This is a genomic window from Streptomyces aquilus (genome assembly GCF_003955715.1).
GTDB lineage: Bacteria > Actinomycetota > Actinomycetes > Streptomycetales > Streptomycetaceae > Streptomyces > Streptomyces aquilus.
Genome location: NZ_CP034463.1, coordinates 5,109,005 through 5,133,967, shown reverse-complemented (window position 1 = coordinate 5,133,967; position 24,963 = coordinate 5,109,005). Strand labels below are relative to the sequence as shown.

The following is a 24,963-nucleotide window of genomic DNA, read 5'->3' as shown; positions in this document are numbered from 1 at the left end:
GGAAGTCGTGGCCCGTGGCCCGTCCCGGCCCGGATGTCAGGCGGTACGGCGGCGCAGCAGCCAGAACGCGGTGGCGACGGCCGCGGCGGCGACGCCCAGGAGGATGCCGGTCTCGACGAGCTGGAGGGGCCAGAAGTGGGAGGCGGGGTGGTAGTCGGCGTAGAAGGCGACCGCGTGGTGGTCGGCCATGCACTGCTCGAAGTCGTCGCCGCAGTTCGGGTAGGGGATGCGGGCTCCCGTGTCGGTCAGCATGCCCTGGTCGCCGAACGGGACGTCGCCGGCCGTGGCGGGCCACTCGGACTCCAGGGACGCGGTGGCGGTCTTCCACGGCCACAGGTCGGGGGTCACCAGGGCGGTGAGGCGGACGACGCCCCAGGTGACCGCGGTGCCGAGGGCGAGCGCGGGCAGGGTGCGGCGCAGCAGCAGGCCGGTGAGCGCGCCGAGGGCGAGGGCGCACAGGGGCAGGGCGAGGGCGACGGAGCCGTTGGCGACGAAGACCTCCCGCTCCGACCAGGTCAGGTACACCGGGAACGGGTTCGCCTCGAAGGTCAGGCGGTGCACCAGCACCAGCACGGTCGTGCCCGCAGTGAGGACGGCGGCCGGCACGGCGAGCTTGCCGACCAGCCAGCGGGCCGGGCTCACGGACTGCGTCCAGGCCAGCTTCGCGGTGCCGTTCTCCATCTCGCGGCCGGTCAGCGCGGCCCCGGCCCAGGCGGCGACGGGCAGGCACAGCCAGGAGAGCGCCAGCTCGGGAAGGCGTACGGCCCGGTAGTAGCCGTTGATCGTGGTGTCCCACGTGCAGGCGTCGATGTCGTCGGGGCACCCCCGCCGCCAGTTGGCATAGATCTCGGTGGCGCCGGGACCGTACGCCCACAGCAGGCTGCCCGCGGCGGCGGCCACGACGACCAGCCAGACGATCAGCGCGCCGCGGTGCAGGCGCAGCACCGTGCGCCCGGTGGGGGCGGGTCTTACCGTGGCGGGCGCCGGGGCGGCGGCCGGTGTGGTCGCGGTCATGCGGAGGACTCCTGGCGGGGCGTGCGGGCGGGGACGGTGCGGCGGGCTAGGAGCAGGAACGCGGCGGTGGTGGCCAGGGCTGTGACGCCGAGGACGATGGCGGTCTCGACCAGGTGCAGGGGCCAGTAGTGGGACTGCGGATGGTACGAGGCCGAGTCGACCTGCATGACCGGCGCGCCGTGCGGGGTGCCGGTGGCCGGGGGCCAGTAGTCCTCGCGGTGCTTCTCGACGTACCGGTTGAGCACGATCATCACGGCGACCGCGAGGGCGGCCGCGGGCAGCGTGCGGCGTACGGCGAGCGCGGTGAGCGTTCCCACGGCCAGCGCGCACAGGCCGTACGCCACCACGAGCGGGCCGCGGGCGGCGAAGACGTCGGCGAACGTCCAGTCGTCGCCCATCAGGGCGCGGTGCGCCGACCAGGCCCAGCGGTAGACGGGGACGAACACCACGCCGCCGGCGATCAGGACCAGGGCCGGCGCGGTGAGCTTCGCGGCCAGCCAGCGGGCCGGGGTGACGCCCTGCGTCCACGCCAACCGGGCGGTGCCGGACTCCAGTTCGCGGCCGACGAGCGCGGCGGCCGACCAGGCGGCGACGGCCCAGAAGCCGTAGTACATGAACGTGCTGACCCAGCCCATCGGGCTGCTGTACTCCAGCTGGTCCAGGCCGCGCGGGTCGTGGAGCGCGTCGGCGGTGACCTCCGTCAGCCACACCAGGTAGCCCACGCAGCCGGCGACGAAGACCGTCCACACGATCAGGGCCGCGCGGTGCAGGCGCAGCACCGTGGCGAGCTGTGCCGGGAAGGCGCTCATGCGGACCTGCCTTTGCGGAGGCCGGTCTCCCGGTGCAGCAGCCGGAAGGCCAGCAGGGTCAGCAGGGCGGTGAGGGCGAGGACCAGGGCGGTCGCGGTGAGCTGGAGGGGCCAGTAGTGGGAGGCGGGGTGGTAGTCGCGGTACCAGCCGACGGCGTCGAACTTGTCGTAGAACGCGAGGCATTCGACGTTCTCGGAGTTGGCGCAGGTCGGGTTGGAGACGTGGGCGCCGGTGGCGGTCACGATGCCCTCGTCGACGCCGAGGCCGCCGCCGGCCGGGGCGAAGCGGCGCAGGCCGACCACGGCGGTGGACGTGGTCCACAGGTGGGGTATGGCCAGCTGGACGCCGTACCAGAGCAGGCCGGTGAAGCCCAGGCCCGCGACCAGGGCCGGCAGGGAACCGCGCCGGAGCAGGCCCGCGAGGGCGCCCGCGACCAGACCGGCCAGGGCCAGGGCGACGACGACCGGGCCGTTGGCGTAGAAGGTCGGCAGGTCGTACCAGCTCTTGAGGCTGTCGATGCGGCCCTTGCCCGCCGACCACGCCAGGTGGTGCAGCAGGACCAGCAGGCCGGTCCCCGCGGTGACCACGGCCGCCGGGAGCGCCAGCCGGGAGGCGAACCAGCGCAGCGGGGAGGTGCTCTGCGTCCACGCCAGCCGCGCGGTGCCGGTCTCCACCTCGCGGCCGGTGAGGGCGGCGCCGGCCCAGGCGGCGACCAGGAAGGGCGCGGCGAGGACGGCATAGGTCGTGTACGTGTAGACGTCCTTGTAGTGGAGGATCGCGGCCTGGTCGTATGCGCAGGTCGCCGTCCGGCAGGCGTTGTAGGCCCGCCAGGCCGCCGCGGACGCGTCGGCGAGCGGACCGCCCAGCCACAGCAGGACGCCGGAGACGGTGACGACCACGGCCGTCCAGAACAGCAGGGCCGGGCGGTGCAGGCGGATCAGCCAGCGGGTGAGGTGCGGGGTGCCCGCGGCCGGCGGGGTGAGGGTGGTCATGCGACGGACTCCTCGGGGGACTTCGCCGGGGTGGCCGTCGCCGTCGCCTTCGCCTCGGGGTTGCGCAGGTAGGACAGGACCAGCTCCTCCAGGGACGGCGTGCCGGTGCGCCAGTCGGCGGGGAGCGGGGCGGCCGGGCGGATCAGGGCGGTGAGCCGGCGGCCCGTGGTGCGGGACTCGACGACGGTGTGCGGGGCGAGGTCGGTGTCGGCGGCGGCCGACACACGCGCGTGCGTCTCCAGGATCTCGTCGATCTCCCCGGCGAGCCGGACCCGTCCGCCGCCGATCAGCAGCAGGTGGTCGCACGAGTCCTCCAGCTCCGCCACGACGTGCGAGGACATGGCGATCGTGGTGCCGTGCTGGGCCGCCTGGGACATCAGGACGCCCATCAGCTCGTGCCGGGCCAGCGGGTCGAGGTCGGCCATCGGCTCGTCCAGGAGTAGCAGTTCGGGCCGCTTGCCGAGGGCGAGGGCGAGCGCGACCCGGGTGCGCTGACCGCCGGACAGGGAGCGGATACGGGCCTTCGGGTCGAGGTCGCCGTCGGCCGCGATCCGCTCGGCGGCGCGCGCGTCCCAGTGGCCGGGGTTGAGGTCGCCGCCCATGCGGAGCGTCTCGGCGACGGTGAGCTGGGGGTAGAGCGGCTTGTCCTGTGCGACGAAGCCCACCCGCGCGCGGGCCTGGCCGGCGGGCGCCCCGAGCACGGTGAGCGTGCCCTCGGTCGGGGCCAGCAGGCCCGCGGCGAGGGCCAGCAGGGTGGACTTGCCCGCGCCGTTGGGGCCGACGACGGCGCACACGCGTCCGGCGGGCAGCGCGAAGGAGCAGTCCCGCAGGGCCCATCCGGCGCTCCGCCGCAGCCGCCCGAAACGCTTGCCCAGCGCGGCTGCCTCAAGGGCGGTGTCGGTCATGAAGGGTCTCCCTGGCTGTGCTGGGGCGCGGCGGTCTGTGCGGGGAACTGCGTCGGGAAGTGCTTGTCGAGTACGGCGGTGAAGAGGGCGGCCACGTCGTCCCGGTCCAGGCCGGCCACGCGGGCCTTGGCCGTCCAGCCGTCCAGCTCGGCGTGGAGCGGCGAGTCGGCCGGGGCGGCGCCGAGACCGCGGCGCACGAAGGTGCCGAGTCCGCGGCGGGCCTCGACCAGTCCCTCGCGCTCCAGCTCGCGATAGGCCTTGAGAACGGTGTTGGGGTTGATGGCGGTGGCCTCCACTACCTCGCGAGCCGTGGGCAGCTTGTCGCCCGGCTCCAGGTGGCCCAGTCGGAGGGCCTGCTTGGTCTGCTGGACGATCTGGACGTATGTGGCGACCCCGGAGTGCCGGTCGATGCGGTACTCGAGCACCCGTGAACCACCCTTTCACTAATTGAGTAGTGAAAGGGTGGTGGAAGGGGGGTGGCAAAGTCAAGCGGAGCCCCGTCGGAAAATCGGTCGCCGTTTCGTGAACCGATCGGCGGGGCTCGTGCGATGAGGGGGTGTGAGCGAGACGAGAAGCGACGGCGAGCTGCTGCGGGCCGCGGCAGACGGGGACCGGCGCGCCTTCGAGGAGCTGTACCGGCGGTTCGCGCCCTGGCTGACCGCGCGACTGCGGGGCCGGTGCGCCGACGCCGGGATAGTCGACGACGTCGTGCAAGAGACGTTCCTCGCGATCTGGCGCGGCAAGGCCCGCTATAGGGAGGACGGCGACGTGGCCGGGTGGCTGTGGCGGATCGGCTCGCGGCGGCTGGTCGACGCGCTGCGCGGTGACGGGGCGCGGGGGCGGCTGCGGCAGGCACTGGCCAGGCTGCGGCACCGGGACGAGGCGTCCGCGGAGGAACGCGTGCTCGCGGGGGTGGAGCACGGAGACCTCGCGGGCGCCCTGGTCCGGCTCTCACCCGAACTCCGCGCGGTCCTCCAGGCGACGGTCATCGACGGACTGACCACCCGTGAAGCCGCCGTCGTCCTGGGGATTCCGCCGGGGACGGTCAAGACGCGGGCCTCGCGCGCCCGCAAGCAACTGCGGGAGGCGCTGGCATGACATGGCATGTGGACGAACAGGACCTGCGGGCCTACGCCCGGGGCGAGTTGGCGCCGCCCATGCTCTGGTCCGCCGACACCCATCTGATGGCCTGCGCGGACTGCCGGGAGACACTCGCCTCGGTGAGCGACCCGGTGGCCCTCGACGCCGGCTGGGAGCGGCTCGACGCCGAACTCGACGTACCCCGCAGGGGGTTGCTGGAGGGGCTCCTCGTGCGGCTCGGCGTCGCCGACCATGTCGCCCGGCTGCTCACGGCGACACCCGTACTGCGCCGCTCATGGCTCGCGGCGGTGGTGTTCCTGCTGATGACGACCGTGGGCGTGGTCTACACGGCGGACTCGCCGACCCTCTTCCTCGCCCTCGCACCGCTGCTCCCGCTCGCCGGAGTCGCGCTCTCGTACGGCCCCGCGCTGGACCCGACGTACGAGATGGCGGTCGTCAGCCCGGTGCACGGCTTCCGGCTGCTGATGATCCGCACGGTGGCGGTGCTCGCCGCGGGCCTGGGTCTCAACGGCCTGGCGACCCTCGCGCTGCCCTCGTACGGCCTGCGGGCGCTGGCCTGGCTGCTGCCAGCGCTGGCCCTGACCGCGACCGGACTCGCGCTCACCCCGCGGCTGGGGCCGGTGCTCGCGCCGTCGCTGGTCGGCGGCGCGTGGGTCGCCCTGCTCGTCGCCACCGACCGGGCCGGGGACGGCCCGCTCGTGCCGTTCACCGCGGCCGGCCAGGGCGCCGCCGCGGCGGTCGCCGCCCTCGCGGTCGGCCTGCTCTTCCTCGTACGTGACCGTTTCGACGTCTTCCACAGGAGTGCCGTATGACACCCACCGTCTCCGCCGAGGGGCTCAGCCTCCATTACGGCGGCACCCGCGCCCTCGACGATGTGTCGCTGCGGCTGACCCGAGGCGTCACCGGGCTGCTCGGCCCCAACGGGGCGGGAAAGACCACCCTGTTGCGGGTGCTGGCCACGGCCGTCCCCGCCGACCGCGGCGCCTTCACGGTCCTCGGGAACGACCCGGGCACCGCGCGCGGCCGGCAGGAGGTGCGGCGCCGGCTCGGCTATCTGCCGCAGACCCCCGGCTTCCACCCGGACTTCACGGCCTTCGAGTTCGTCGACTACGTGGCGATCCTGAAGGAGCTCACCGACCGCGGCGCCCGCCATCGCGAAGTGCGGCGCGTGCTGGACGAGGTCGACCTGGGCGACGTCCGCGGCAAGCGCATCAAGAAGCTGTCCGGCGGCATGCGGCAGCGGGTGGCGCTGGCGGCGGCGCTCGTCGGCGACCCTGGCTTCCTCGTCCTCGACGAGCCGACGGTCGGCCTGGACCCCGAACAGCGCATGCGCTTCCGGGAGTTGATCGCCCGGGCGGGCGAGGGCCGGACCGTGCTCCTGTCCACCCACCAGACCGAGGACGTGGCGATGCTCTGCCACCGGGTCGTGGTGATGGCCGGCGGCCGGATCCGCTTCGACGGCACCCCGGCCGAGCTGACCGCGGTGGCCGCGGGGCGCGTGTGGAACAGCACGGACCGCGACCCGGGCGCGAAGGCGGGCTGGCGCACCGGCACCGGCTCCTTCCGCAACGTGGGCCACCCGCCCGCCGGCGCGGACCTCACCGACCCCACCCTGGAGGACGGCTACCTCCTCACTCTGGACGACGCGGGCGTGGAGGTGGCGGCGGCATGAGCGCGGTCATGGAGGCGGCCCCGACCGCCACACAGACGCCATCGCGGAACTCCTGGGCGGCCGTGTTCGCCCTGGCCCGCTTCGAGGCGCGCAGGCTCCTCACGACCATCCCGGTGCTCCTCGGCTTCCTCGTCTACGCGGCCTGGACCGTCTGGCGCGCCCAGGACTACGCGGACGGCTACCCGGCCCTCCAGGACGCCGACCGCGCCACCCAGGGAGGCCCGCTCCTCGTCGGCCTCGCGGTACTGCTGGCCGTGAACCAGGCCGTACTGAGATCCCTCCGCCGCGACACCGAACGGCACTTCACCGTGCTGGTGATGAGCAGGGCACACCGGACGGCCGCACATCTGCTCTCCGTGGTCCCCGCCGCCCTGCTCACCGCGGTGTGCGTGGCCGGACAGTTCGGCTGGCAGGCGCTCAAGCCGGGCGCGCTCGGACACGGTTCGCCGGGCGAGCTGCTGGTCGGGCCGCTGACGGTGCTGGCGTTCGGGGCGACCGGGGTGCTGATCGCCCGCGTGATCAGAACGGCCTTCACGGCACCGCTGGTCGTGGTCTTCTTCCTGTTCCTCTTCCTGCTCAGCACCGGCGCCGGCGTCGACGAGGGCTGGACGCGCTGGCTGACCCCGGTCATAGGCGTCGCCAGCAGCAACACCCTGCCCTCCGACCTGATCGGCCGCCCCGCCGCCTGGCACGCGCTCTATCTCGCCGCGCTCGGTCTGACGGTGGCGCTGCTCGCGGTGCTGTTCGGCGGCGGGCTGCGCGCGCGGTCCGTGCAGGCCGGGTTCGTCGGAGCGCTGGCGCTGACGGTCCTTGGCGCGGTCGCGCAGGGCCAGGGCGTGTCCTCCGAGGTGACGGCGGCGCGGGAGCGGGCCACGCTCCACCCCGAGCAGGTGCAGACGTGCGTGGAGCGGGACGGGTCGCGCTACTGCGCCTTCCCCGAGTGGCGGGGCCGGACCGCGGACTGGGCACGGACCGTGGCCGAGGTCCAGTCCCTCGCCGGCGGCACCGCCCACGACCAGAGCCTCCTCGTCCGACAGCGGCTCGACGCGCGCTACGGCCTCGACGGGGACTCCGCCCTCGACCCCGCGACGACTCCGTACCAGGTGACAGTGGGCACCGCCTGGGGCGGCAACCGCGTTCCGGAGTTCTCGGCCGCCGTCGCGGGGGTGCTGGTCACCGGCGACGAGAAGACGGCCGGTGAGCTGTGCGACGGCCGCATGGTCACCGTCATGTGGCTGGCCCTGGCCGGCCAGTCCGACCCGATCGGCAGCCTCAAGAACGTCCGCCTCGACGACAGCGTGAGCGGCTCGGCGATCGTCCTGTCCCAGACGAACCCGCTGTCGATGACGGCCGGTCAGACGACGGTCGTCCGCACGCTGCTGGAGCAGCCGCGGGACGAGGTGGCGGCGAAGGTGAAGCAGAACTGGGCCGAGCTGGTGTCCCCGAAGGTGACGACGGCTCGGGTGGCGGAGCTGCTGGGGGTCAAGACGAAGGTGGGGGCGGACAAGTGCGACTGAGGGGCGGGCCGATGTCGCTGGCTCTGTTGGCGCTGGGGGTGGGCAAGTGGAGCTGATCGGAGCGTTGTTGGTGCCCGTCCTGCGGACCCTGCCCTGGCGGGCGCTCGGAGCCGCCGGTGCCGTGGGGCTGCTGATCGTCTCCATGGCGCGACTGTCGGACACGGCAGACGAACCGCTGGCGCTGAACCTGCTGCGCGCCGCAATCCTCGCCTTCACCCTGGGCCTGGCGTTCGTGCTGGACGACCCGGCCCGGCACACCACGACCCCGGTGCCGACCCGCCGGCCTGCCCGCCACGCCCTGCGGGTGGCGCTCGTCGCGCCGGTCACCGCGGCGTGGTGGACGGCGGCGGTGCTGCTCGTGCCGGACGGGATACGTCCGCCCGTGGGCGACGTGACCCTGGAGGCGGGCACGGCGTTCACGCTGGCGCTCGCGGCGTCGGCGGCAGCGGTCCGCTTCACTCAGGCGGCGGAGCCGGGGCAGGCGGTGGCCGGCGCGGTGCTGACGACGGCCGTGCTGGGGCTGCTGCTGTGGCCGGGGCGGTGGGCGCTGTTCGTGGGGCCGCAGGACCCGAGGTGGGCGCAGGCACATGACCGGTGGGGGATGGTCCTGGCCGGCGCGGTGCTGGTGTGGGCGGCGTGCGGGCCGGAGCCGTTGAGACGCCGGGTGGCCTTGAAGCCGAGCAGGGCCTGAGCGGCCGGGTTTGAGCGGCCTGGCCTTGAGTTCCTGGGCTTCAGCGTCCGGCCTGAGCCCCGGCCTTGAGTCCCCGAGCCCCCGGACCCCGAGGCCCCCGGTGTCACATCACGTCTCCGTGCGGTACATCAGGTCCGTCTCATGCGTCACGAACCCCAGCCGCTCGTACACCGACACCGCCGCCTTGTTGTCCGCGTCGACATAGAGCATCGCGGTCGGCAGGCCCTGCTCGGCGAGGTGCCGCAGGCCGATGGTCGTGAGGGACTTGCCGAGCCCTCCGCCCTGGACGCCCGGCTTCACACCGAGGACGTACACCTCGCCCAGCCCCTCCGCCGCATGGACCTTGGTCCAGTGGAAGCCGACGAGTTCGTCGCCGCGGAAGGCGAGGAAGAAGCCGGCGGGGTCGAACCAGGGCTCGGCCATCCGGTCGTCGAGGTCACGCTGGACGAGGGAGCCCTGCTCGGGATGGTGGGCGAACGCGGCGGCGTTCACGGCGAGCCAGGCGGCGTCGTCGGTGCCGGGGACGAAGGACCGTACCGTCACACCGTCCGGCAGGACCGGGTCGGGCAGGTCGAGGTCGGTCAACGGCCGCCGCATCTGCCGTAGCTCACGGAACAGGGTCAGGCCGAGGACCTGGGCGAGATGGCGGGCGGCGGCGTGACCGCCGTGGGCCCACACCCGCAGCCGTTTGCCGGAGGCGGCGAGGAGCGCGGAGCCGAGGGCCCGGCCGTGGCCGCGACCGCGGTGCGCGGGGTGGACGACCAGCTCGGCGGCCGGGGCCTCCACGGGGTCGGTGTCCTCCAGCTGGGCGTAGCCGACGAGTTCGTCGTCCACGGTCAGCAGCAGATGGGCCACCCCCTCGCGGGCGCCCCCGCGCAGTTGCAACCGGCCCTGTTCCGAGACGGCTTGCTGGCCGTCGCTGCGGGCGGCCGCCGCGAGGAGCGCGAGAACGGCGTCCGTCTGGTCCGGGGAGAGTGCCGAGCAGGTCTGGATGGAGCGAGTGCTGCCGGGCCGCACGGTGTCGTCGCTGGTCATGCGTATGAGGGTACGGGGGAGAACCCGCAAAGCGGCGGCACTGTAAACCCTGCAAAGCGTCAGCAAAGGTGAGGGCAAAGGGAAACCAGGATGTAACCAAGAAACCCCTGTCGCGCTACGCGCGTTGACTTTAGGCTGCGCCGGACGGGGCCCACTTGCTCAGACGACCCACAGGGGGGCGTATGCCAGCCATATCCCAGCCGCACCGCCGCAGACGGACCGTCCGGCTGCTCGCCGCAGCCGCCGGTCTCGCGACCGCCGGTGCCCTCGCCGCCGCGCTGCCCTCGTCGGCCGCCCCGGTCGAATCAGGCAAACCGGGCAAGCTGCCCAGCCGTTACCAGGACGTGCAGCTGCTGTCCTTCAACGACCTGCACGGCAACCTGGAGCCCCCGTCCGGTTCCTCCGGCCGCGTCACCGAGCTCCAGGCGGACGGCACCACCAAGACGATCGACGCCGGTGGTGTCGAGTACCTCGCCACGCATCTGCGCGACGCGCGCGCGGGCCACAAGTACTCCATCACCGCGGCCGGCGGTGACATGGTCGGCGCCTCGCCCCTCATCTCGGGTCTCTTCCACGACGAGCCCACCATCGAGGCGCTCAACAAGCTGGACCTGGACGTCACCTCCGTCGGCAACCACGAGTTCGACGAGGGTGCCAAGGAACTGGCCCGCCTCCAGAAGGGCGGCTGCCACCCGACGGCCGGCTGCTACACGGACGAGGAGTTCGAGGGCGCCGACTTCCCGTACCTGGCCGCCAACGTCCTGAACGAGAAGACCGGCAAGCCGATCCTCAAGCCCTACTGGGTGTGGAAGAAGGACGGCATCAAGGTCGGCTTCATCGGCGTCACCCTGGAGGACACCCCCGGTGTCGTCTCCGCCGACGGCGTCAAGGGCCTGAAGTTCAAGGACGAGGTCGAGACGATCAACAAGTACGCGCGGGTGCTCCAGGCCCAGGGCGTGAAGTCGATCGTGGCCCTCATCCACGAGGGCGGCGCCCCGGCGTCGGGCGCGTACAACTACAACTGCGACTCCCCGGGCGCGGGCGACGGCATCTCCGGCCCGATCGTGGACATCGCCAAGAACATCACCCCGCAGGTCGACGCGCTGGTGACGGGTCACACCCACGCCGCCTACGCCTGCACCATCAACGACCCGGCGGGCAACCCGCGCACGGTCACCTCGGCGGCCTCCTTCGGCCGGCTCTACACGGACACGACGCTGACGTACGACCGTTGGACGGGTGACATCGCCCGTACGTCGGTGAAGTCGGCGAACCACGTGGTCACCCGGACCGTCGCCAAGGCGCCGGACATGACCGACCTGATCAGCCGGTGGAACACCCTCGCCGCGCCCATCGGCAACCGCCCGATCGGTTACATCTCCGCGGACATCCCCAGCACCGGCACCGAGTCCCCGATGGGCGACCTGATCGCGGACGCGCAACTGGCGTACGGCAAGCAGCTCGACCCGGAGACCGACCTCGCGCTGATGAACCCGGGCGGTGTGCGGGCGGGCCTGACCTACGCGCAGAAGGGCACGGAAGGCGACGGAGTCGTCACCTACGCCGAGGGCTTCACCGTCCAGCCGTTCTCCAACACCGTGAACCTCCAGGACTTCACCGGCGCCCAGCTGATCCAGGTCCTCAAGGAGCAGGTCAGCGGCAGCAACGCGGCCTCCCCGAAGATCCTCCAGCCGTCCTCGGGCCTCACCTACACCCTGGACCTGACGAAGACCGGCGCCGACCGGATCGTCGTCGACTCCATCAAGCTCAACGGCACGGCCCTCGACCCGACGGCCACCTACCGCGTCGCCACCAACAGCTTCCTCGCGGGCGGCGGCGACGGCATCACCACGCTCGGCCAGGGCACCAACGACCTCGTCGGCACGGACGACCTGGCGGCGCTGGAGCAGTACCTCACGGCCAACTCCTCGGCCACCAACCCGATCGCACCCCCGGCGACGAACCGGATCACGATCGTGCAGTAACCCGTCTGGACCCGTCTGGACCCGTCTGGAACCTTCTGGGCCTTTCGGGGCAGGCAGGAAGAGGCGGCCGCGTCATCGACACGGCCGCCTCTTGGCGTCTCGCTCAGGAAGGCCGCAGGGCGAGGAGGTCCGGCAGGTGGGACTCGGCGACGTACGGCAGGGTGGTCTTCCGTCCCCGGGTGTCGTGCAGGCGTATGAGCCGCCTCGGGGTGGTGGAGGACGGCGTCTCCACGACGAGGTCCTGGATCTCGTGCCACGCCCACTTCCGGGACCGCACGACCCCCACGACGACCACCCCGTCCGCCCGCACCACCGTGCGCGACCGCCACAGGGACAGGGCCCACACCCCGTCGACGATCGCCAGGACCGAGATCAGGATCGCCCCGACCCACCCCGGTACGTCATTGATGACGACCTCGAGCACCCCGCACGCCAGCATCACCGAGATGAGCCCGATCACCTTCAACCGCGAACGCCGGTCGGCGCGGTACTCCCGCAAGGTCACGTCCATCCCCCCACTCCCTGACGGCTACTTGGCAGCCCACAGGCCCAAGGTGTTCCGGTTGCCTTCGGCCGCCCGGCGCAGCGCGTCCGTCGACCCCAGCAGCCCGTACGGCAGATACCCGGACCGGACGCCGAGCTCCCACCCGTGCACCTGCACCGCGAGGCAGGCCAGGGTGAGGGCGCCGAGGGGGAGGAGGGTGCGCGGCGCGGGATCGTCCGCGACGACACTCTCCCGGTACCGGACGAGGTGGGCGACGAGGGCGGCCTCGAAGGCTTCCTGGTCGTCGTCCAGGAGTACGCGCAGCAGCCGCTGGTCCGCGGTCAGGGCGCCGGCCTCGTCGAGCCCCCTGGCGGCCTCGGCCAGCTCCCCGGCGTCGGGCTTGCGCAGCGGAACGGTCGGCCAGTCGCGCGGGAGATGTCCGGCCGCCTCGGTGAGGTAGCGGCACAGCGCGTCCATGGCGGCGAGGTCGGCGGGCGTGGAGACGGAGGGGTACGAGTTGTACGGCACGCCGTCACGGATGGCGGGCGCGTAGTCGCCCCGCAGCAGCAGTCCGGTGACCTGCTCCCAGTCCCACACGTGCCCGCTGACGACGCACATCTCGAACATGTCGAGCCACGTCCGCGCGGTGGGCGCCTCCTGGACGACGTCCCGGAAGGTGATCGGCCCGTCCCCGAACTCGTCGTCGTCGGGGTCCGTGCTGATCACCTCCCCGACAAGGGGGAACCGGATCTTCTGGTCCCCGCCCGGGAAGCACATGACGCTCAGCACTCCGTGCACACACTCCGCGGCGGTGACGGCGACCGCAGCGGCCGTGGCGTCGAGCCCCGGCTCCGTGACGGCACGCGCGGCGACATGGTCGAGCAGCTCGTCCGCCATCGCCCGTATCAGGGCCGGCGAGATGTTGCCGTACCGCAGCGAGTGCCAGCGTGTGTAGGCCCGCCCGCGGATGTCGTCGAGCGCCTCGGCCAACCGCTGCTCACTGACCTGATGGCATGTCACTTCCCGCACGCGCCCCGTCCCTTCATGCAGGTGATCACTGGACGAGGCACGTTATCAACGAGTACCGACAGTGTCGGGGGGAGGCGTGGGCGCCCCCGGCAGGCGTACGGTCGCGATCGTGCCGCCGCCGTCCGCGTGACCGAGGGTGACCTGGCCGCCGGACTGCTCCACGGTGCGGGCGACGATGGACAGGCCGAGGCCGGAGCCGGGGAGGGCGCGGGCGCTGGGGGAGCGCCAGAAGCGGTCGAAGACGTGCGGGAGTTCGTCGGCGGGGATGCCGGGGCCGTGGTCGCGGACGGTGAGGACGCCGTCCTCCAGCCGTACGTCGATCGTGCCGCCGTCCGGGCTGAACTTCACGGCGTTGTCGAGGATGTTGACGACGGCACGCTCCAGTGCGGCCGGCTCCGCGCGCGAGAACCAGGGCTCCAGGTGCGCGTTGATCGTCAACTCCGGCCCCCGGAGCCGGGCCCGGCGCAGCGCCGACTCGACGGTGTCCTCCAACGACACGACCTGAACGCGCTCGCCTCGCTGTCCCTCGGACCGGGACAGCTCCTGCAAGTCGCCGATGAGCGCCGCCAGTTCGGTCATCTGCGCCTTCACCGAGGCGAGCAGCGCCTTGCGGTCGGCCTCCGGGATGGGCCGGCCCGTCTCCTCACTCCGGGTGAGGAGCTCGATGTTGGTCCGCAATGAGGTCAGGGGAGTGCGGAGCTCGTGACCGGCGTCCGCGATCAACTGCTGCTGGAGGTCGCGGGAGCTGGCGAGGGAGGAGGTCATCGAGTTGAAGGAACGGGAGAGCCGGGCCACCTCGTCCTCGGCGTCGTCCTCGACGGGGATGCGCACGCTCAGATCCTCGGTACGGGCCACGTGTTCGACGGCCTCGGTGAGCTTGTCGACGGGGCGCAGGCCTGCGCGGGCCACGGCGAGCCCGGCGGCGCCTGCGCCGAGGACGCCGATGCCGGAGACGAGGAGGAGGATGAGGGAGAGGTCGTTGAGGGTGTTCTGGGTGCCCTTGAGGGGGACGGCGACGATGATCCCGATGTTGGGACCGGCCTCTCCGGTGGTGGGGTTCGTGGTGCCGCTCAGATAGCGCGTCATCACCCGCACTCCGGTGCCGTCCTCGGCGCTGCCGTTCCGGAAGTAGACGTGGTTGGGTTCGGCCTTCGCGATCACGTTCTTGTCGGCCTGGGTCACCTCGATCGCGCCCGCCGAGTCGTTGACGACGCAGACCTTGCCGCTCGCCGTGACCACCTGGGTGTAGTCGCCGCGCGGGAAGGGGGTGCTCTGCGGAGTCTTGGAGCAGTTGTCGAGGGCGGACTGGGCCTGGCTGATCTGCCTGAGCTGCGCGGGGCCGCCCATGCCCTGCTGGAGGTCGTTGTCCAGCTGCTCGTACAACTTCCCCTGCACGATGAACCAGCACGTCACCGAAACCGCCGCCACCGCAAACGCCACCGCCGCAGCCACCAGCAACGACAGCCGTGCCCGAATGGGCAGCGTCTGGAACCGGCGCAGAAGCCTTCTCACTCCGCGCCGCCCTGTCGCAGCACATACCCCACGCCCCGCACGGTGTGCACGAGCCGAGGCTCGCCACCGGCCTCGGTCTTGCGGCGCAGGTACATCACGTACACGTCCAGCGAGTTCGACGACGGCTCGAAGTCGAAGCCCCACACCGCCTTCAGGATCTGCTCGCGGGTCAGCACCTGGCGCGGATGTGCCATGAACATCTCCAGCAGCGTGAACTCGGTGCGTGTCAGCTCCACCGGCCGCCCCGCACGGGTGACTTCCCGCGTCGCCAGGTCCATGCGCAGGTCCGCGAAGGTCAGCGCCTCGTCCTCCACCACGGCACCCGCACCGGCCGCGGCCGCCGCGTACGAGCTGCGCCGCAGCAGCGCACGGACGCGCGCGAACAGCTCGTCCAGCTCGAACGGCTTGACCAGGTAGTCGTCGGCGCCCGCGTCGAGGCCGGTCACCCGGTCGCCGACCGTGTCCCGTGCCGTCAGCATCAGGATCGGCGTGGTCGTGCCCGCACCCCGCATCCGGCGGGCGGCGGTGAGGCCGTCCATGCGGGGCATCTGGATGTCGAGGACCACCAGGTCGGGCTGGTACGCGGTCGCCTTCTCCAGCGCGTCCGCGCCGTCGACCGCGACCTCCGTGTCGTAGCCCTCGAACGCGAGGCTGCGCTGGAGCGCTTCGCGCACCGCCGGCTCGTCGTCGACGATCAGGATGCGCTGGGGGTCACGGTCGCCATCGGCGGGGCTCATCGCTCGAGGTTCCTCGGGGTGCGGTGGGACGTGGGCGCCTTCAGCCTCGCATGTTTGCGGGCTTCTGGGTCAAGCACAGGGAGGACGGTCAGGCGCGCACCTTGCGTCGCCGGGCGGTACGGCGGGCGGCCGCCGTCGAGATCTCCGGGGCCCGGACCGCCGGTGCCGTCGGCGCGTGCAGCTCGTACGCCACCTCAAGGGCCAGGGCCAGGGCGAGGCCGGCCGGGTCGGTGGCGGCCACGGTGTGGGAAACCTGCTTGATCACGACGTACTCCTTACACACAGAACAGGCACGGTTCCGGGGATCAGTTGTCGCTGCCGCCGGCCCGCAGCGTCGCGAGGTCGGACTTGACGGTGTTGATCGGGATGGCGAAGCCGAGGCCGACGCTGCCGGCGCTGGAGGAGGACGTGGAGTCCGCCGCCGAGTACATCGCCGAGTTGATCCCGATGATGTTGCCGTTCATGTCGATCAGCGCGCCGCCGGAGTTGCCGGGGTTCAGCGAGGCGTCCGTCTGGAGCGCCTTGTACGTCGTCGTCGACGACCCCGTGTCGCCGTTGAACTGCTGGCCGCCGAACTCGAACGGCCATCCGCCGCCGCCCTGCTGCTGTTGCTGCTGGCCCTGGCTCTCGTCCGTCGAGACGGTCACGTCACGGTTCAGGGCGGAGACGATGCCGCTGGTCACCGTGCCGGTCAGGCCCTCGGGGGAGCCGATCGCCACGACCTCGTCGCCGACCTGGACGCCGTCGGAGTTGCCGAGGGTCGCGGGGGTGAGGCCGGAGGCGTTCTCCAGCTTGATCAGGGCGAGGTCCTTCTTGCTGTCGGTGCCGACGACCTTCGCCGTGTACTCCTTGCCGTCGCTCGTCGAGACCTTGATCGAGGAGGCGCCGGCGATGACGTGGTTGTTGGTGATGATCTCGCCGTCGCCGGTGATGATCACGCCGGAGCCGGTGGAGGAGCCGTTGCTGAGCGTCGCGTTGATCTCGACGATGCTCGGGCTGACCGCCTTGGCGACCCCGGAGACCGTGCCCCTGGCGGAGGACGGCACCACGTTGGTGCTGGTGCTGCTGGAGGCGACCGTGTCGTTGCCGGTCAGCTCCTGGATGCCGTAGGCCGTACCGCCACCGATCGCCGCGGCGACGATCGCGACGGCGGCGAGGAGGGCGAAGGGACCGCGGGCGCGCTTCTTGGGAGCGGGCGCGGGGCCGGCCGGGACCGCCGTCATCACGGCCGTGCCGCCGTCACCGCCGCCGTTGCCGTCACCGCCGGCGACCTGAGTCTGCGCCGGCCACACCGTGGTCCCCGGCTCCACCGTCACCGGCTGCGGCGCGGGCGGCTGCGCCGGCGGGGGCGGCCACTCCGGGTTCACCGGGGAGGAGTGCGCGGGAGTGGCGGAGGCGTGCTGCTGGGCGCCCTGATACGGGTTCGTGTACTGCTCGTACTCGCCGTCGCGGCGGAAGCTCTCGGTCATGACACTGAGCTTGTCGCCCGACCATGAGAGCTTCCTGAGTGCTCCCTGAGAACGCCGCCAAAACCTCGTTTGCCCGATATAAAGCCGGTACTGGGGCCGGGCCGGGCTCTCTCAGACAAGCCTCATAAAGGCCCGCGGAGCCTCATTCACAGCCGCAGGACCGGCGTACGACCAGCCGCGACGGGAACACCTTGAGCCGCTCCCGGCGCGAGCCGGCCACCCGCAGCCCGTCGTCGAGCACGAGGTCCACCGCGGCCCGCGCCATCGCCGAGCGGTCCGATGCGATCGTTGTCATCGGCGGATCGGCGAGCGCCGCTTCCTTGATGTCGTCGAAGCCGATGACGGCCAGCTCGCCCGGCACGTCGATGCGCAGCTCGCGGGCCGCCCGCAGCAGGCCGATGGCCTGGTCGTCGGTCGAGCAGAAGATCGCGGGCGGACGGTCCGGGCCCGACAGCAGTTGCAACGCCACCTGGTAGGCGTCGTAGCGGTTGTACGGCGCCTCGAAGAGCCGTCCCTCGGTGGGGATGCCGGCCTCCTCCATCGCGCGCCGCCAGCCCTCGACGTGGTCGGAGACCGGGTCGCCGACGGCGGGGGTGTCCGCCGTACCGCCCATACAGGCGACGTAGGGGTAGCCGTGGCCCAGCAGGTGTTCCACGGCGGTCTTCGCGCCGGCGAGGTCGTCGAGGACGACGGCGACGTCGTCGATCGCCTCCGGACGCTCGTGCAGCAGCACCACGCGCGCGTCCCAGGCCTCGATCTCGGCGGCGGCCAGGTCGCTCAGCGCGTGGCTGACGAGGATCAGGCCGGAGACCCGCATCCCGAGGAAGGCGCGCAGATAGTGGGTCTCGCGCTCGGCGACGTAGTCGGTGTTGCCGACCAGGACCATTTTTCCGCGCTCGGCCGCGGCCTGTTCCACCGCGTGCGCCATCTCGCCGAAGAACGGCTGACGGGCGTCCGGGATGATCAGGCCTATGAGATCCGTGCGCCGGGACGCCATGGCCTGGGCGACCCGGTCGGGCCGGTACCCCAGCTCCTTGATCGCGGCGAGAACGCGCTCGCGCGTGGCCGGGGCGACCGGCCGGGGTCCGTTGTTGATGACGTAGCTGACGACGGCAGTGGACGTCCCTGCCAGCCGCGCCACGTCATCTCGAGTCACCTTGGCCACGCGCGGAGTCTACGCGGATGGACCCGCTCTGGGCAGGGCGTAAGCCGTCTTCCCTGTGCTCCGCCCGAGCGACCCCTGTGCCCGCCGGGCCCCGTCAGACCTCGGCGCTGATCTCGGCGGCGTCCAGAGCGACCGTCTCGTCCGTCTCCTCCGCCTTTGGCAGCTCGCTCCTGCCCTTGGCGTCGTCCGTCGCGCGCTCGCCCTTCTCCGGGGTAACGAATCGATAACCGACGTTCCGGACGGTACCGATCAGCGACTCGTGCTCGGGGCCGAGCTTGGCGCGCAGCCGTCGTACGTGCACGTCCACGGTCCGGGTGCCACCGAAGTAGTCGTAGCCCCAGACCTCCTGGAGCAGCTGGGCGCGCGTGAAGACGCGGCCCGGGTGCTGGGCCAGGTATTTGAGGAGCTCGAACTCCTTGAAGGTCAGGTCCAGGACCCGGCCCTTGAGCTTGGCGGAGTACGTCGCCTCGTCGACCGACAGGTCGCCGTTGCGGATCTCCATCGGGGAGTCGTCGTTGACGATCTGCTGGCGGCCCATCGCGAGCCGCAGGCGGGCCTCGACCTCGGCAGGTCCCGCGGTGTCCAGGAGGACGTCGTCGATGCCCCAGTCGGCGGTGACGGCGGCGAGGCCGCCCTCGGTGACGACGAGGATGAGCGGACAGCCCGGCCCCGTGGAGCGCAGGAGCTGGCACAGGCTGCGGACCTGCGGCAGGTCGCGGCGCCCGTCGATCAGGATGATGTCGGCACCCGGGGTGTCGACGAGGGCGGGGCCCTCCGCCGGAGCCACTCGCACGTTGTGCAGGAGCAGGCCGAGAGCGGGGAGCACCTCCGTCGACGGCTGGAGGGCGTTGGTCAGGAGCAGCAGAGAACTCATACGGCTGGTTCCTCCTCGGTCCCGGCGAGGTTTTCGCTCTCGGATCTTTCGTATACAGACGATCCGAAAGCACAAAAGGACCCGGGGGCTGCATTGCCCGAGTCCTCTGTTCAGGAGAATAGCCCACATGCACATTGATCCGGCAGGTCGTGTGGCGCGATCCACCGCAATTCCGCACTCTGAGACGAACAGAGGCACACCTATACGGACGTTTCTGCACACTGTCGACGGGGTGACGATCGATTCCGTATACGATCCGCCGGCCTCCGTATACGACGCCTCCCCGTCACCTTCCCGTTCTCCCGTGTTCGTCATCGCGCACGGTTTCACCGGCGACGCGGATCGTCCTCATGTTCGCCGGGTGGCGGAGACGTTCACGCAGTACGGCGGCGTGGTCACGTTCTCCTTCCGCGGCCACGGGGCCTCCGGCGGGGCCTCGACCGTGGGGGACCGCGAGGTGCTCGATCTGGCCGCCGCGGTGGGGTGGGCGCGCTCGCTCGGGCACGCGCGCGTGGTGACGGTGGGGTTCTCGATGGGCGGTTCCGTGGTGCTGCGGCACGCGGCGCTGTTCCGGGCGGACGAGCCGGGGCGCGAGGGGCGCACGGATGCGCACTCGGACGCGGTGGTTTCGGTGAGTGCACCGGCCCGGTGGTACTACCGGGGTACGGCACCTATGCGGAAGCTCCACTGGCTGGTAACGCGGCCCGCGGGACGGCTGGTGGGCCGCTACGGATTCCGTACCCGCATCCACCACAAGGAGTGGGACCCGGTCCCGCTGTCTCCCGTGGAGGCCGTGCCGAGGATCGCGCCGACCCCGCTCCTCATCGTGCACGGCGACCGCGACGGCTACTTCCCCCTCGACCACCCCCGCATGCTCGCCGACGCCGCCCCCGGCCACGCCGAACTCTGGCTGGAGCACGGCATGGGCCATGCCGAGAACGCGGCCCCGGACGAGCTGCTGCGGCGCATCGGGGACTGGGCCGTCTCACGGGACAGCTAGCCTGACGGTGTTCAACACGGTCGAGTGAGGAAGCAGCGGAAGCAGATGCCAAAGGTCACGGTGCGCTACTGGGCCGCCGCGAAGGCCGCGGCCGGGGTCGCCGAGGAGGCGTACGACGCCGACACCCTCGCCGAGGCGCTGGACGCGGTGCGCGAGCGACACCCCGGTGAACTCACGCGCGTGCTGCAACGATGCTCGTTCCTCATCGACGGTGACCCCGTGGGCACCCGCGGACATGAGACGGTACGGCTGGCCGACGGCGGCACGGTCGAGGTGCTCCCGCCGTTCGCAGGAGGGTGAGCGATGACGAACCAGCCGTACGAGCCGTACGAGGGCCAGCAGGGCCAGCAGGGACAGCAGGGGTACGACCCCTACTGGCAGCAGGCCTACGACGATCAGCACGCCGCTCAGCAGTACACCCAGCAGTGGCAGGGGCAGACCTGGGAGACGCAGATGCAGTCGCCGGTCGCCCCCGCGGCGCCCGCCGCGGCGGACACGGCGTATCTGCCGCCGCAGGGGTACGAGGCCCCGCAGGGCTACGAGCCGCCGGCGTACCAGGCGCCCGGGTATCAGGAGCCGGTGTACCAGGCGCCGGGGTATCAGGAGCCCGCTCCGGCTCCGGAACCGGTCGCGGCCCCTTCCTCTTCCGGTGACTACGGTCCCGCCACCCTCGGCGGCAACGCCCGGGTGACCGACGCCCAGCGCGCCCGGCTCGAAGGGCGTTCGCCGATCATCGAGCCCGGGATGCAGCCCGCCGCGCTCACGGCGGTGCTGGGACTGCTGCTGGCGGGTGCGGCGGCCGTCGGGTCGTACGCGCTGCTCGTGCCGCTCGTTCTTCTCCAGGCCGTCACCGCCGCCGGCTGGTTCCGGCTGAACGGCATGTGGCCCGCCCGGCAGGGCATCGCGCTGGCGTTCCTCGGGGCGGTCGTCGCGGACGTCGCGCTGCTGGCCGCGGACCGGTCGCCGTCGGCGATCCTCGGCACGCTGGGCGTGTGGGTGCTGCTGTGCCTGGTGCTGCAACTGCGCTCGCACGCCGACCCCGACGAGCGGATGTACGGCCTGATGGCGACCGTCACCTCGTCGGCGCTGGCGATCGTCGCGGCGGGGTACCTCGCGGCGTCGGCGGACGCGGTGTCGGTGGGCGCGGTGTCGGTCGCGGTGGCGGTGCTGGCGCGGGCGTTGCCGTTGCCGACGCCCGCGTCGGTGGTCGTGTCGCTGCTGGCCGCGGCGGGTGCCGGTATCGCCGTGGGCGGGATGACCGGGCTGGGCGCGGAGGGTGCGCTGCTCGGGGCTGGTGCGGGGGTGTGCGCGCTGATCGGACACCGGGTGGCCAGCTACGACTATCCCTCGCGGTTCGTGCACTTCACGGCGGGGGTCGCGCTGCCGCTGGCCGCTGCTGCTCCGGCTGTGTACGTGCTGGGGCGGGCGCTCGGGTAGTGCGCTGACGGTCCGTGGGGGCACCTGTCACAGGTGATCAACAATTCCCCGGGGTGTCTTGGTCGCGGCGCTACGGTGGCAAGGGACGTAGACCGCCGAGGTGGGGGAACACCAAAGAATGCGCGCACTGCGAATACTGCTGATTGTTGTTGTCGTGCTGGGCGGGCTCTTCGTCATCGCCGACCGGGTTGCCGTGCACTTCGCCGAGGGGGAGGTCGCCGACAAGCTGAAGAGCAGCGAGAACCTTGCCAGTACTCCCGATGTGTCGATCAAGGGCTTTCCGTTTCTGACCCAGGTGGCGTCCGGGGAGCTGGACGACGCCGAGGTGGGGATCAAGGACTACGAGGCCGCTGCCGGGGCGGCGGGCGAGAAGATCCGTATCGACGACATCACGGCCAACTTCAAGGGTGTCTCGTTCTCGGGCGACTACAGCTCCGCCACTGCCGCCACGGCCAGTGGTACGGCGTCCATCTCCTACGACGAGCTGCTCAAGGCCGCCCAGTCCGAGCCGACGGAGATCTTCCCCGGCGTGACCGCCGAGGTCGTCGGGCTCTCCGACGGGGGCAACGGGAAGATCAAGGTGAACGTCAAGGTCACCGCCCTGGGCCGGTCGCAGACCTACCCCGTGCTCAGCACGGTCACCGTCGACGGCGACACCGTGAAGGTGCACGCCGACAACCTGCCGAACCTGGTCGTCGAGGTCGCCGAGGGCAAGGTGCGGTCGATCACCGACTTCGAGCAGAAGATCGACGACCTGCCCGGCGGCATCCAGCTCGACAAGGTCGAGGCCGCGCAGGACGGTGTGGAGGTCACGGTGAAGGGTTCGAACGTCGAGCTGGCCGGGTAGGACCGCGTTCGGCGGACAGCGAGTGTCCGAGGGGCGAGACGGGTCGTCCGTGGATATCGGGTGGTGACGGCCGCCGGCGTCCGGAACCCGTGCGAACACGGCCCGGACGCTGATCCTTTCCCACATCGCGGACGATCGCGTCTCAAAATACGACACACCGGTGACATGGCCGGTAGTCCGTCCCTACGATCGACGGCATGAAGCGACAGGCGGATCTCACAAAGCGGCGGGCAGTCGACCTGTGCCGCGTTGCCGCCATGCTCTGTCGCACTTTCTGAGCGGAAGCGCCGAGCGCCGTCCGCATCCCCCCGCCCTGACCTTGGGCACCCGTGCGCCGCGGCCCCGTCGGCCCGCGCACCCGCACAGTCGTATGCCCCGCCGTAACTGCCCCGGAGGAGAAAGAGCATGAGCCGCAGCGACGTCCTGGTCGACGCCGACTGGGTCGAGGCCAACCTCGACAACCCGAACATCGCGATCGTGGAGGTGGACGAAGACACGTCCGCCTACGAGAAGAACCACATCCGCAACGCGATCCGCATCGACTGGACGAAGGACCTTCAGGACCCGGTCCGCCGTGACTTCATCGACCAGGAGGGCTTCGAGAAGCTCCTGTCGGCGAAGGGCATCGCCAACGACACACTGGTGATCCTCTACGGCGGCAACAACAACTGGTTCGCCTCCTACGCCTACTGGTACTTCAAGCTCTACGGCCACGAGAGCGTCAAGCTCCTCGACGGCGGCCGCAAGAAGTGGGAGCTCGACGCCCGCGAGCTGGTCGAGGAGGTGCCCGAGCGCCCGACGACCGAGTACAAGGCCAAGGCCCAGGACACCTCCATCCGCGCCTTCCGCGACGACGTCGTCGCCGCGATCGGCTCGCAGAACCTGGTCGACGTGCGCTCGCCCGACGAGTTCTCCGGCAAGCTGCTCGCCCCGGCCCACCTGCCGCAGGAGCAGTCGCAGCGTCCGGGCCACGTCCCGTCCGCCCGCAACATCCCGTGGTCCAAGAACGCCAACGACGACGGCACCTTCAAGTCGGACGAGGAGCTCAAGGAGCTCTACGCCGAGGAGCAGGTCGACCTGGCCAAGGACACCATCGCCTACTGCCGTATCGGTGAGCGCTCCGCGCTGACCTGGTTCGTCCTGCACGAGCTGCTCGGTGTCGAGAACGTCAAGAACTACGACGGCTCCTGGACCGAGTACGGCAGCCTCGTCGGCGTCCCGATCGAGCTCGGCGCCAACAAGTAAGCAGACCCCAGTCCCACCCCCGACCGGCCTTCCTTCCGGTCAGACCCCTCTGAATCTGGAGAAAGACATGTGTGGAGCGAAGGCCGGCGGCCCCGACGCCTCGACGATCAAGCCCGGTGAGACCACCATCCAGGGCCAGGTGACGCGTGACGGCGAGCCTGTGGTGGGCTACGTCCGCCTCCTGGACTCGACCGGCGAGTTCACCGCCGAGGTCCCGACCTCCGCGACGGGCCAGTTCCGCTTCTACGCGGCCGAGGGCACCTGGACCGTCCGCGCGCTGGTGCCGGGCGGCACCGCCGACCGTACCGTCGTCGCCCAGCAGGGTGGCCTCGCCGAGGTAGCGATCGCCGTCTGACGGACCTGTGTCGCACGAAGGGGCTGTACCTCTCCAGGTACAGCCCCTTCGCCCTGTCCAGGCCTACCCTGGACACATGCTGGCGCGTCGACGGCACGTCTATTTCGCCATGATGGGCACCTGCGTCGGGCTCTTCGTCCTGGCGTGGGGTGTCGTGCGGCTGTGGTCGATCCCGGTCGCGGTCGGGATGTGCGTGGTCGCCATGCTGATCCCGCCCGTCGCCGCGATGGTGGCCAACCGGCGCGGGCCCGACGACCGGTGGTGGGACGACCCCTCCGGCGATCCCAAGTCCGACGAGTGGTGGGACGAGCTGGACGGGAAGAAGCGGCGGCAGTAGGAGGGGGCCCATGTCGCCCATGAGGTTGTCGTCCGTCGTACTCGACGCACCGGACGCCCGTCAGCTCGCCGCCTTCTATCAGCGCCTGCTCGGATTCGTGGTGCGCGAGGAGGAACCCGACTGGGTGCTCATCGGGCCGCCCGGGGGAGGCGTGGGGCTCGCCTTCCAGACCGAGCCCGCGTACGTGCCGCCGCTCTGGCCCGACCGCGAGCCCGGCGAGCAGCAGATGATGCTGCACCTCGACATCGAGGTCGACGACCTGGCGGCCGAGACCGCGCGGGCGCTGGCCGAGGGGGCGCGGCTCGCCGAGTACCAGCCGCAGGACGACGTACGGGTGCTCTTCGACCCTGCGGGACATCCGTTCTGCCTGTGGACGCCCGAGTCCTAGTAGACGAGCGCCTGCGTCTCGTCGCCCAGGGCCTCCTGGACGAACACCTGCGCGCCCGCGATCCGTACGCCCTCGATGACGTCCTTCTCCGTGATCTCCCGGCGGGCCGCGCACTGCGTGCACAGGGTCAGCGTGCCGCCGGCCAGGATCGACTCGATCAGGTCGGGGAGGGGGGCCGCGTGCGGCAGCTCGAACTCGGCGGCCCGGCCCGGCAGCGCGAACCACGCGGACTCGCCGGTCAGCCAGAGGGAGACCTCGACACCACTGGCCACGGCCACCGCCGCCACCGTGAACGCCTGCGAGCAGCGCTCGGGGGCATCGGCCCCCGCCGTCACCTTGATCACGAGCTTCTTCGCCATGGCT

At 71.5% G+C, this 24,963-nt stretch carries 30 protein-coding genes; 15 read left to right on the top strand and 15 right to left on the bottom strand.

The genetic code is table 11. The features are described from left to right. Positions 1 to 36: 36 nt before the first annotated feature. The 5 genes from EJC51_RS23505 to EJC51_RS23485 are packed head-to-tail and all read right to left on the bottom strand — an operon-like array spanning position 37 to position 4,145. Entirely contained in the window at positions 37 to 1,014 is a 978-nt protein-coding gene (locus EJC51_RS23505) for a hypothetical protein (RefSeq protein WP_126272902.1), read from the bottom strand. Beyond that, positions 1,011 to 1,823 (bottom strand): hypothetical protein, encoded by an 813-nt coding sequence (locus EJC51_RS23500; protein WP_126272901.1) that lies wholly within the window; start codon positions 1,821 to 1,823, stop codon positions 1,011 to 1,013. The genes EJC51_RS23505 and EJC51_RS23500 overlap by 4 nt, the downstream gene beginning before the upstream one ends. Then, positions 1,820 to 2,815 carry a TMEM14 family protein gene (locus tag EJC51_RS23495; RefSeq protein ID WP_126272900.1) on the bottom strand — a complete coding sequence of 332 codons (996 nt, stop codon included), beginning with the start codon at positions 2,813 to 2,815 and terminating at the stop codon, positions 1,820 to 1,822. The genes EJC51_RS23500 and EJC51_RS23495 overlap by 4 nt, the downstream gene beginning before the upstream one ends. Further along, positions 2,812 to 3,720: an ABC transporter ATP-binding protein gene (locus EJC51_RS23490; RefSeq protein ID WP_126272899.1), complete on the bottom strand. Its 909-nt coding sequence runs from the start codon at positions 3,718 to 3,720 to the stop codon at positions 2,812 to 2,814. The genes EJC51_RS23495 and EJC51_RS23490 overlap by 4 nt, the downstream gene beginning before the upstream one ends. Continuing rightward, a complete protein-coding gene (locus EJC51_RS23485) occupies positions 3,717 to 4,145 on the bottom strand; it encodes a GntR family transcriptional regulator (RefSeq protein ID WP_126272898.1) in 429 nt (142 codons plus the stop codon). The genes EJC51_RS23490 and EJC51_RS23485 overlap by 4 nt, the downstream gene beginning before the upstream one ends. Before the next feature lie 133 nt (positions 4,146 to 4,278). On the opposite strand from EJC51_RS23485, the gene EJC51_RS23480 reads away from it, so the two are divergent. Genes EJC51_RS23480 through EJC51_RS23460 form a run of 5 tightly spaced genes read left to right on the top strand, consistent with a single transcriptional unit; the run spans position 4,279 to position 8,701 of the window. Further along, positions 4,279 to 4,818: an RNA polymerase sigma factor gene (locus EJC51_RS23480; protein WP_059195759.1), complete on the top strand. Its 540-nt coding sequence runs from the start codon at positions 4,279 to 4,281 to the stop codon at positions 4,816 to 4,818. Beyond that, positions 4,815 to 5,633, top strand: a complete 819-nt coding sequence (locus tag EJC51_RS23475; protein ID WP_126272897.1) for a zf-HC2 domain-containing protein — start codon at positions 4,815 to 4,817, stop codon at positions 5,631 to 5,633. Before EJC51_RS23480 ends, EJC51_RS23475 begins: the two co-directional genes overlap by 4 nt. Continuing rightward, entirely contained in the window at positions 5,630 to 6,493 is an 864-nt protein-coding gene (locus EJC51_RS23470; protein ID WP_126272896.1) for an ABC transporter ATP-binding protein, read from the top strand. The genes EJC51_RS23475 and EJC51_RS23470 overlap by 4 nt, the downstream gene beginning before the upstream one ends. Beyond that, on the top strand, positions 6,490 to 8,010 hold the full coding sequence (locus EJC51_RS23465) for an ABC transporter permease (RefSeq protein WP_126272895.1): 1,521 nt from the start codon (positions 6,490 to 6,492) through the stop codon (positions 8,008 to 8,010). The genes EJC51_RS23470 and EJC51_RS23465 overlap by 4 nt, the downstream gene beginning before the upstream one ends. A 52-nt stretch (positions 8,011 to 8,062) precedes the next feature. Beyond that, the gene (locus EJC51_RS23460) at positions 8,063 to 8,701 is read left to right on the top strand and encodes an ABC transporter (RefSeq protein WP_425276845.1); all 639 of its coding nucleotides are present in this window, start codon (positions 8,063 to 8,065) and stop codon (positions 8,699 to 8,701) included. A gap of 108 nt (positions 8,702 to 8,809) precedes the next feature. On the opposite strand, the gene mshD is transcribed toward EJC51_RS23460, so the two are convergent. Continuing rightward, positions 8,810 to 9,736 carry a mycothiol synthase gene (gene mshD / locus EJC51_RS23455; protein ID WP_126272894.1) on the bottom strand — a complete coding sequence of 309 codons (927 nt, stop codon included), beginning with the start codon at positions 9,734 to 9,736 and terminating at the stop codon, positions 8,810 to 8,812. Between the two features lie 182 nt (positions 9,737 to 9,918). On the opposite strand from mshD, the gene EJC51_RS23450 reads away from it, so the two are divergent. Further along, entirely contained in the window at positions 9,919 to 11,721 is a 1,803-nt protein-coding gene (locus EJC51_RS23450; protein WP_126272893.1) for a bifunctional metallophosphatase/5'-nucleotidase, read from the top strand. A gap of 103 nt (positions 11,722 to 11,824) precedes the next feature. On the opposite strand, the gene EJC51_RS23445 is transcribed toward EJC51_RS23450, so the two are convergent. From EJC51_RS23445 to EJC51_RS23415, 8 genes are all read right to left on the bottom strand, one after another. Beyond that, positions 11,825 to 12,232, bottom strand: a complete 408-nt coding sequence (locus EJC51_RS23445) for a PH domain-containing protein (RefSeq protein ID WP_126272892.1) — start codon at positions 12,230 to 12,232, stop codon at positions 11,825 to 11,827. Positions 12,233 to 12,250: 18 nt separating this feature from the next. Beyond that, positions 12,251 to 13,234: an immunity 49 family protein gene (locus EJC51_RS23440; protein WP_126272891.1), complete on the bottom strand. Its 984-nt coding sequence runs from the start codon at positions 13,232 to 13,234 to the stop codon at positions 12,251 to 12,253. Positions 13,235 to 13,279: 45 nt separating this feature from the next. Next, entirely contained in the window at positions 13,280 to 14,746 is a 1,467-nt protein-coding gene (locus EJC51_RS23435) for a sensor histidine kinase (protein ID WP_126272890.1), read from the bottom strand. After that, entirely contained in the window at positions 14,743 to 15,483 is a 741-nt protein-coding gene (locus EJC51_RS23430) for a response regulator transcription factor (RefSeq protein ID WP_126272889.1), read from the bottom strand. The genes EJC51_RS23435 and EJC51_RS23430 overlap by 4 nt, the downstream gene beginning before the upstream one ends. An 88-nt stretch (positions 15,484 to 15,571) precedes the next feature. Beyond that, positions 15,572 to 15,748, bottom strand: a complete 177-nt coding sequence (locus EJC51_RS47795; protein ID WP_166682895.1) for a hypothetical protein — start codon at positions 15,746 to 15,748, stop codon at positions 15,572 to 15,574. 40 nt (positions 15,749 to 15,788) lie between these two features. Further along, entirely contained in the window at positions 15,789 to 16,952 is a 1,164-nt protein-coding gene (locus tag EJC51_RS23425) for a S1C family serine protease (protein WP_126272888.1), read from the bottom strand. Positions 16,953 to 17,094: 142 nt separating this feature from the next. Further along, the gene (locus EJC51_RS23420; protein ID WP_126272887.1) at positions 17,095 to 18,117 is read right to left on the bottom strand and encodes a LacI family DNA-binding transcriptional regulator; all 1,023 of its coding nucleotides are present in this window, start codon (positions 18,115 to 18,117) and stop codon (positions 17,095 to 17,097) included. A gap of 94 nt (positions 18,118 to 18,211) precedes the next feature. After that, positions 18,212 to 18,991, bottom strand: coding sequence for a response regulator transcription factor (locus EJC51_RS23415; protein WP_126272886.1), 780 nt, complete (start codon positions 18,989 to 18,991; stop codon positions 18,212 to 18,214). 127 nt (positions 18,992 to 19,118) lie between these two features. Between EJC51_RS23415 and EJC51_RS23410 the strand changes: the two genes are divergently transcribed. The 9 genes from EJC51_RS23410 (at position 19,119) to EJC51_RS23375 (ending at position 24,600) form a co-directional block, all read left to right on the top strand. After that, complete coding sequence (locus EJC51_RS23410; protein WP_126272885.1) at positions 19,119 to 19,991, top strand: alpha/beta hydrolase; 873 nt, start codon at positions 19,119 to 19,121, stop codon at positions 19,989 to 19,991. A gap of 45 nt (positions 19,992 to 20,036) precedes the next feature. Then, entirely contained in the window at positions 20,037 to 20,291 is a 255-nt protein-coding gene (locus EJC51_RS23405) for a MoaD/ThiS family protein (RefSeq protein ID WP_059196243.1), read from the top strand. A 3-nt stretch (positions 20,292 to 20,294) separates the two neighbouring features. Next, positions 20,295 to 21,428: a hypothetical protein gene (locus EJC51_RS23400; RefSeq protein WP_126272884.1), complete on the top strand. Its 1,134-nt coding sequence runs from the start codon at positions 20,295 to 20,297 to the stop codon at positions 21,426 to 21,428. 118 nt (positions 21,429 to 21,546) lie between these two features. Beyond that, a complete protein-coding gene (locus EJC51_RS23395) occupies positions 21,547 to 22,275 on the top strand; it encodes an LmeA family phospholipid-binding protein (RefSeq protein WP_126272883.1) in 729 nt (242 codons plus the stop codon). Positions 22,276 to 22,472: 197 nt separating this feature from the next. Beyond that, positions 22,473 to 22,553, top strand: coding sequence for a putative leader peptide (locus EJC51_RS49605; protein ID WP_350310325.1), 81 nt, complete (start codon positions 22,473 to 22,475; stop codon positions 22,551 to 22,553). Positions 22,554 to 22,680: 127 nt separating this feature from the next. Continuing rightward, positions 22,681 to 23,520: a sulfurtransferase gene (locus tag EJC51_RS23390; protein WP_126272882.1), complete on the top strand. Its 840-nt coding sequence runs from the start codon at positions 22,681 to 22,683 to the stop codon at positions 23,518 to 23,520. Between the two features lie 67 nt (positions 23,521 to 23,587). Then, positions 23,588 to 23,875 (top strand): DUF1416 domain-containing protein, encoded by a 288-nt coding sequence (locus EJC51_RS23385; RefSeq protein ID WP_007382995.1) that lies wholly within the window; start codon positions 23,588 to 23,590, stop codon positions 23,873 to 23,875. A gap of 76 nt (positions 23,876 to 23,951) precedes the next feature. Beyond that, positions 23,952 to 24,212, top strand: coding sequence for a DUF3099 domain-containing protein (locus EJC51_RS23380; protein WP_059195775.1), 261 nt, complete (start codon positions 23,952 to 23,954; stop codon positions 24,210 to 24,212). 19 nt (positions 24,213 to 24,231) lie between these two features. Then, a complete protein-coding gene (locus tag EJC51_RS23375) occupies positions 24,232 to 24,600 on the top strand; it encodes a VOC family protein (protein ID WP_166683025.1) in 369 nt (122 codons plus the stop codon). Here EJC51_RS23375 and EJC51_RS23370 read toward each other — a convergent pair. Beyond that, entirely contained in the window at positions 24,597 to 24,959 is a 363-nt protein-coding gene (locus EJC51_RS23370; RefSeq protein ID WP_126272880.1) for a DsrE family protein, read from the bottom strand. The two genes, EJC51_RS23375 and EJC51_RS23370, sit on opposite strands and share 4 nt — an antisense overlap. Between the last annotated feature and the right edge of the window lie 4 nt (positions 24,960 to 24,963).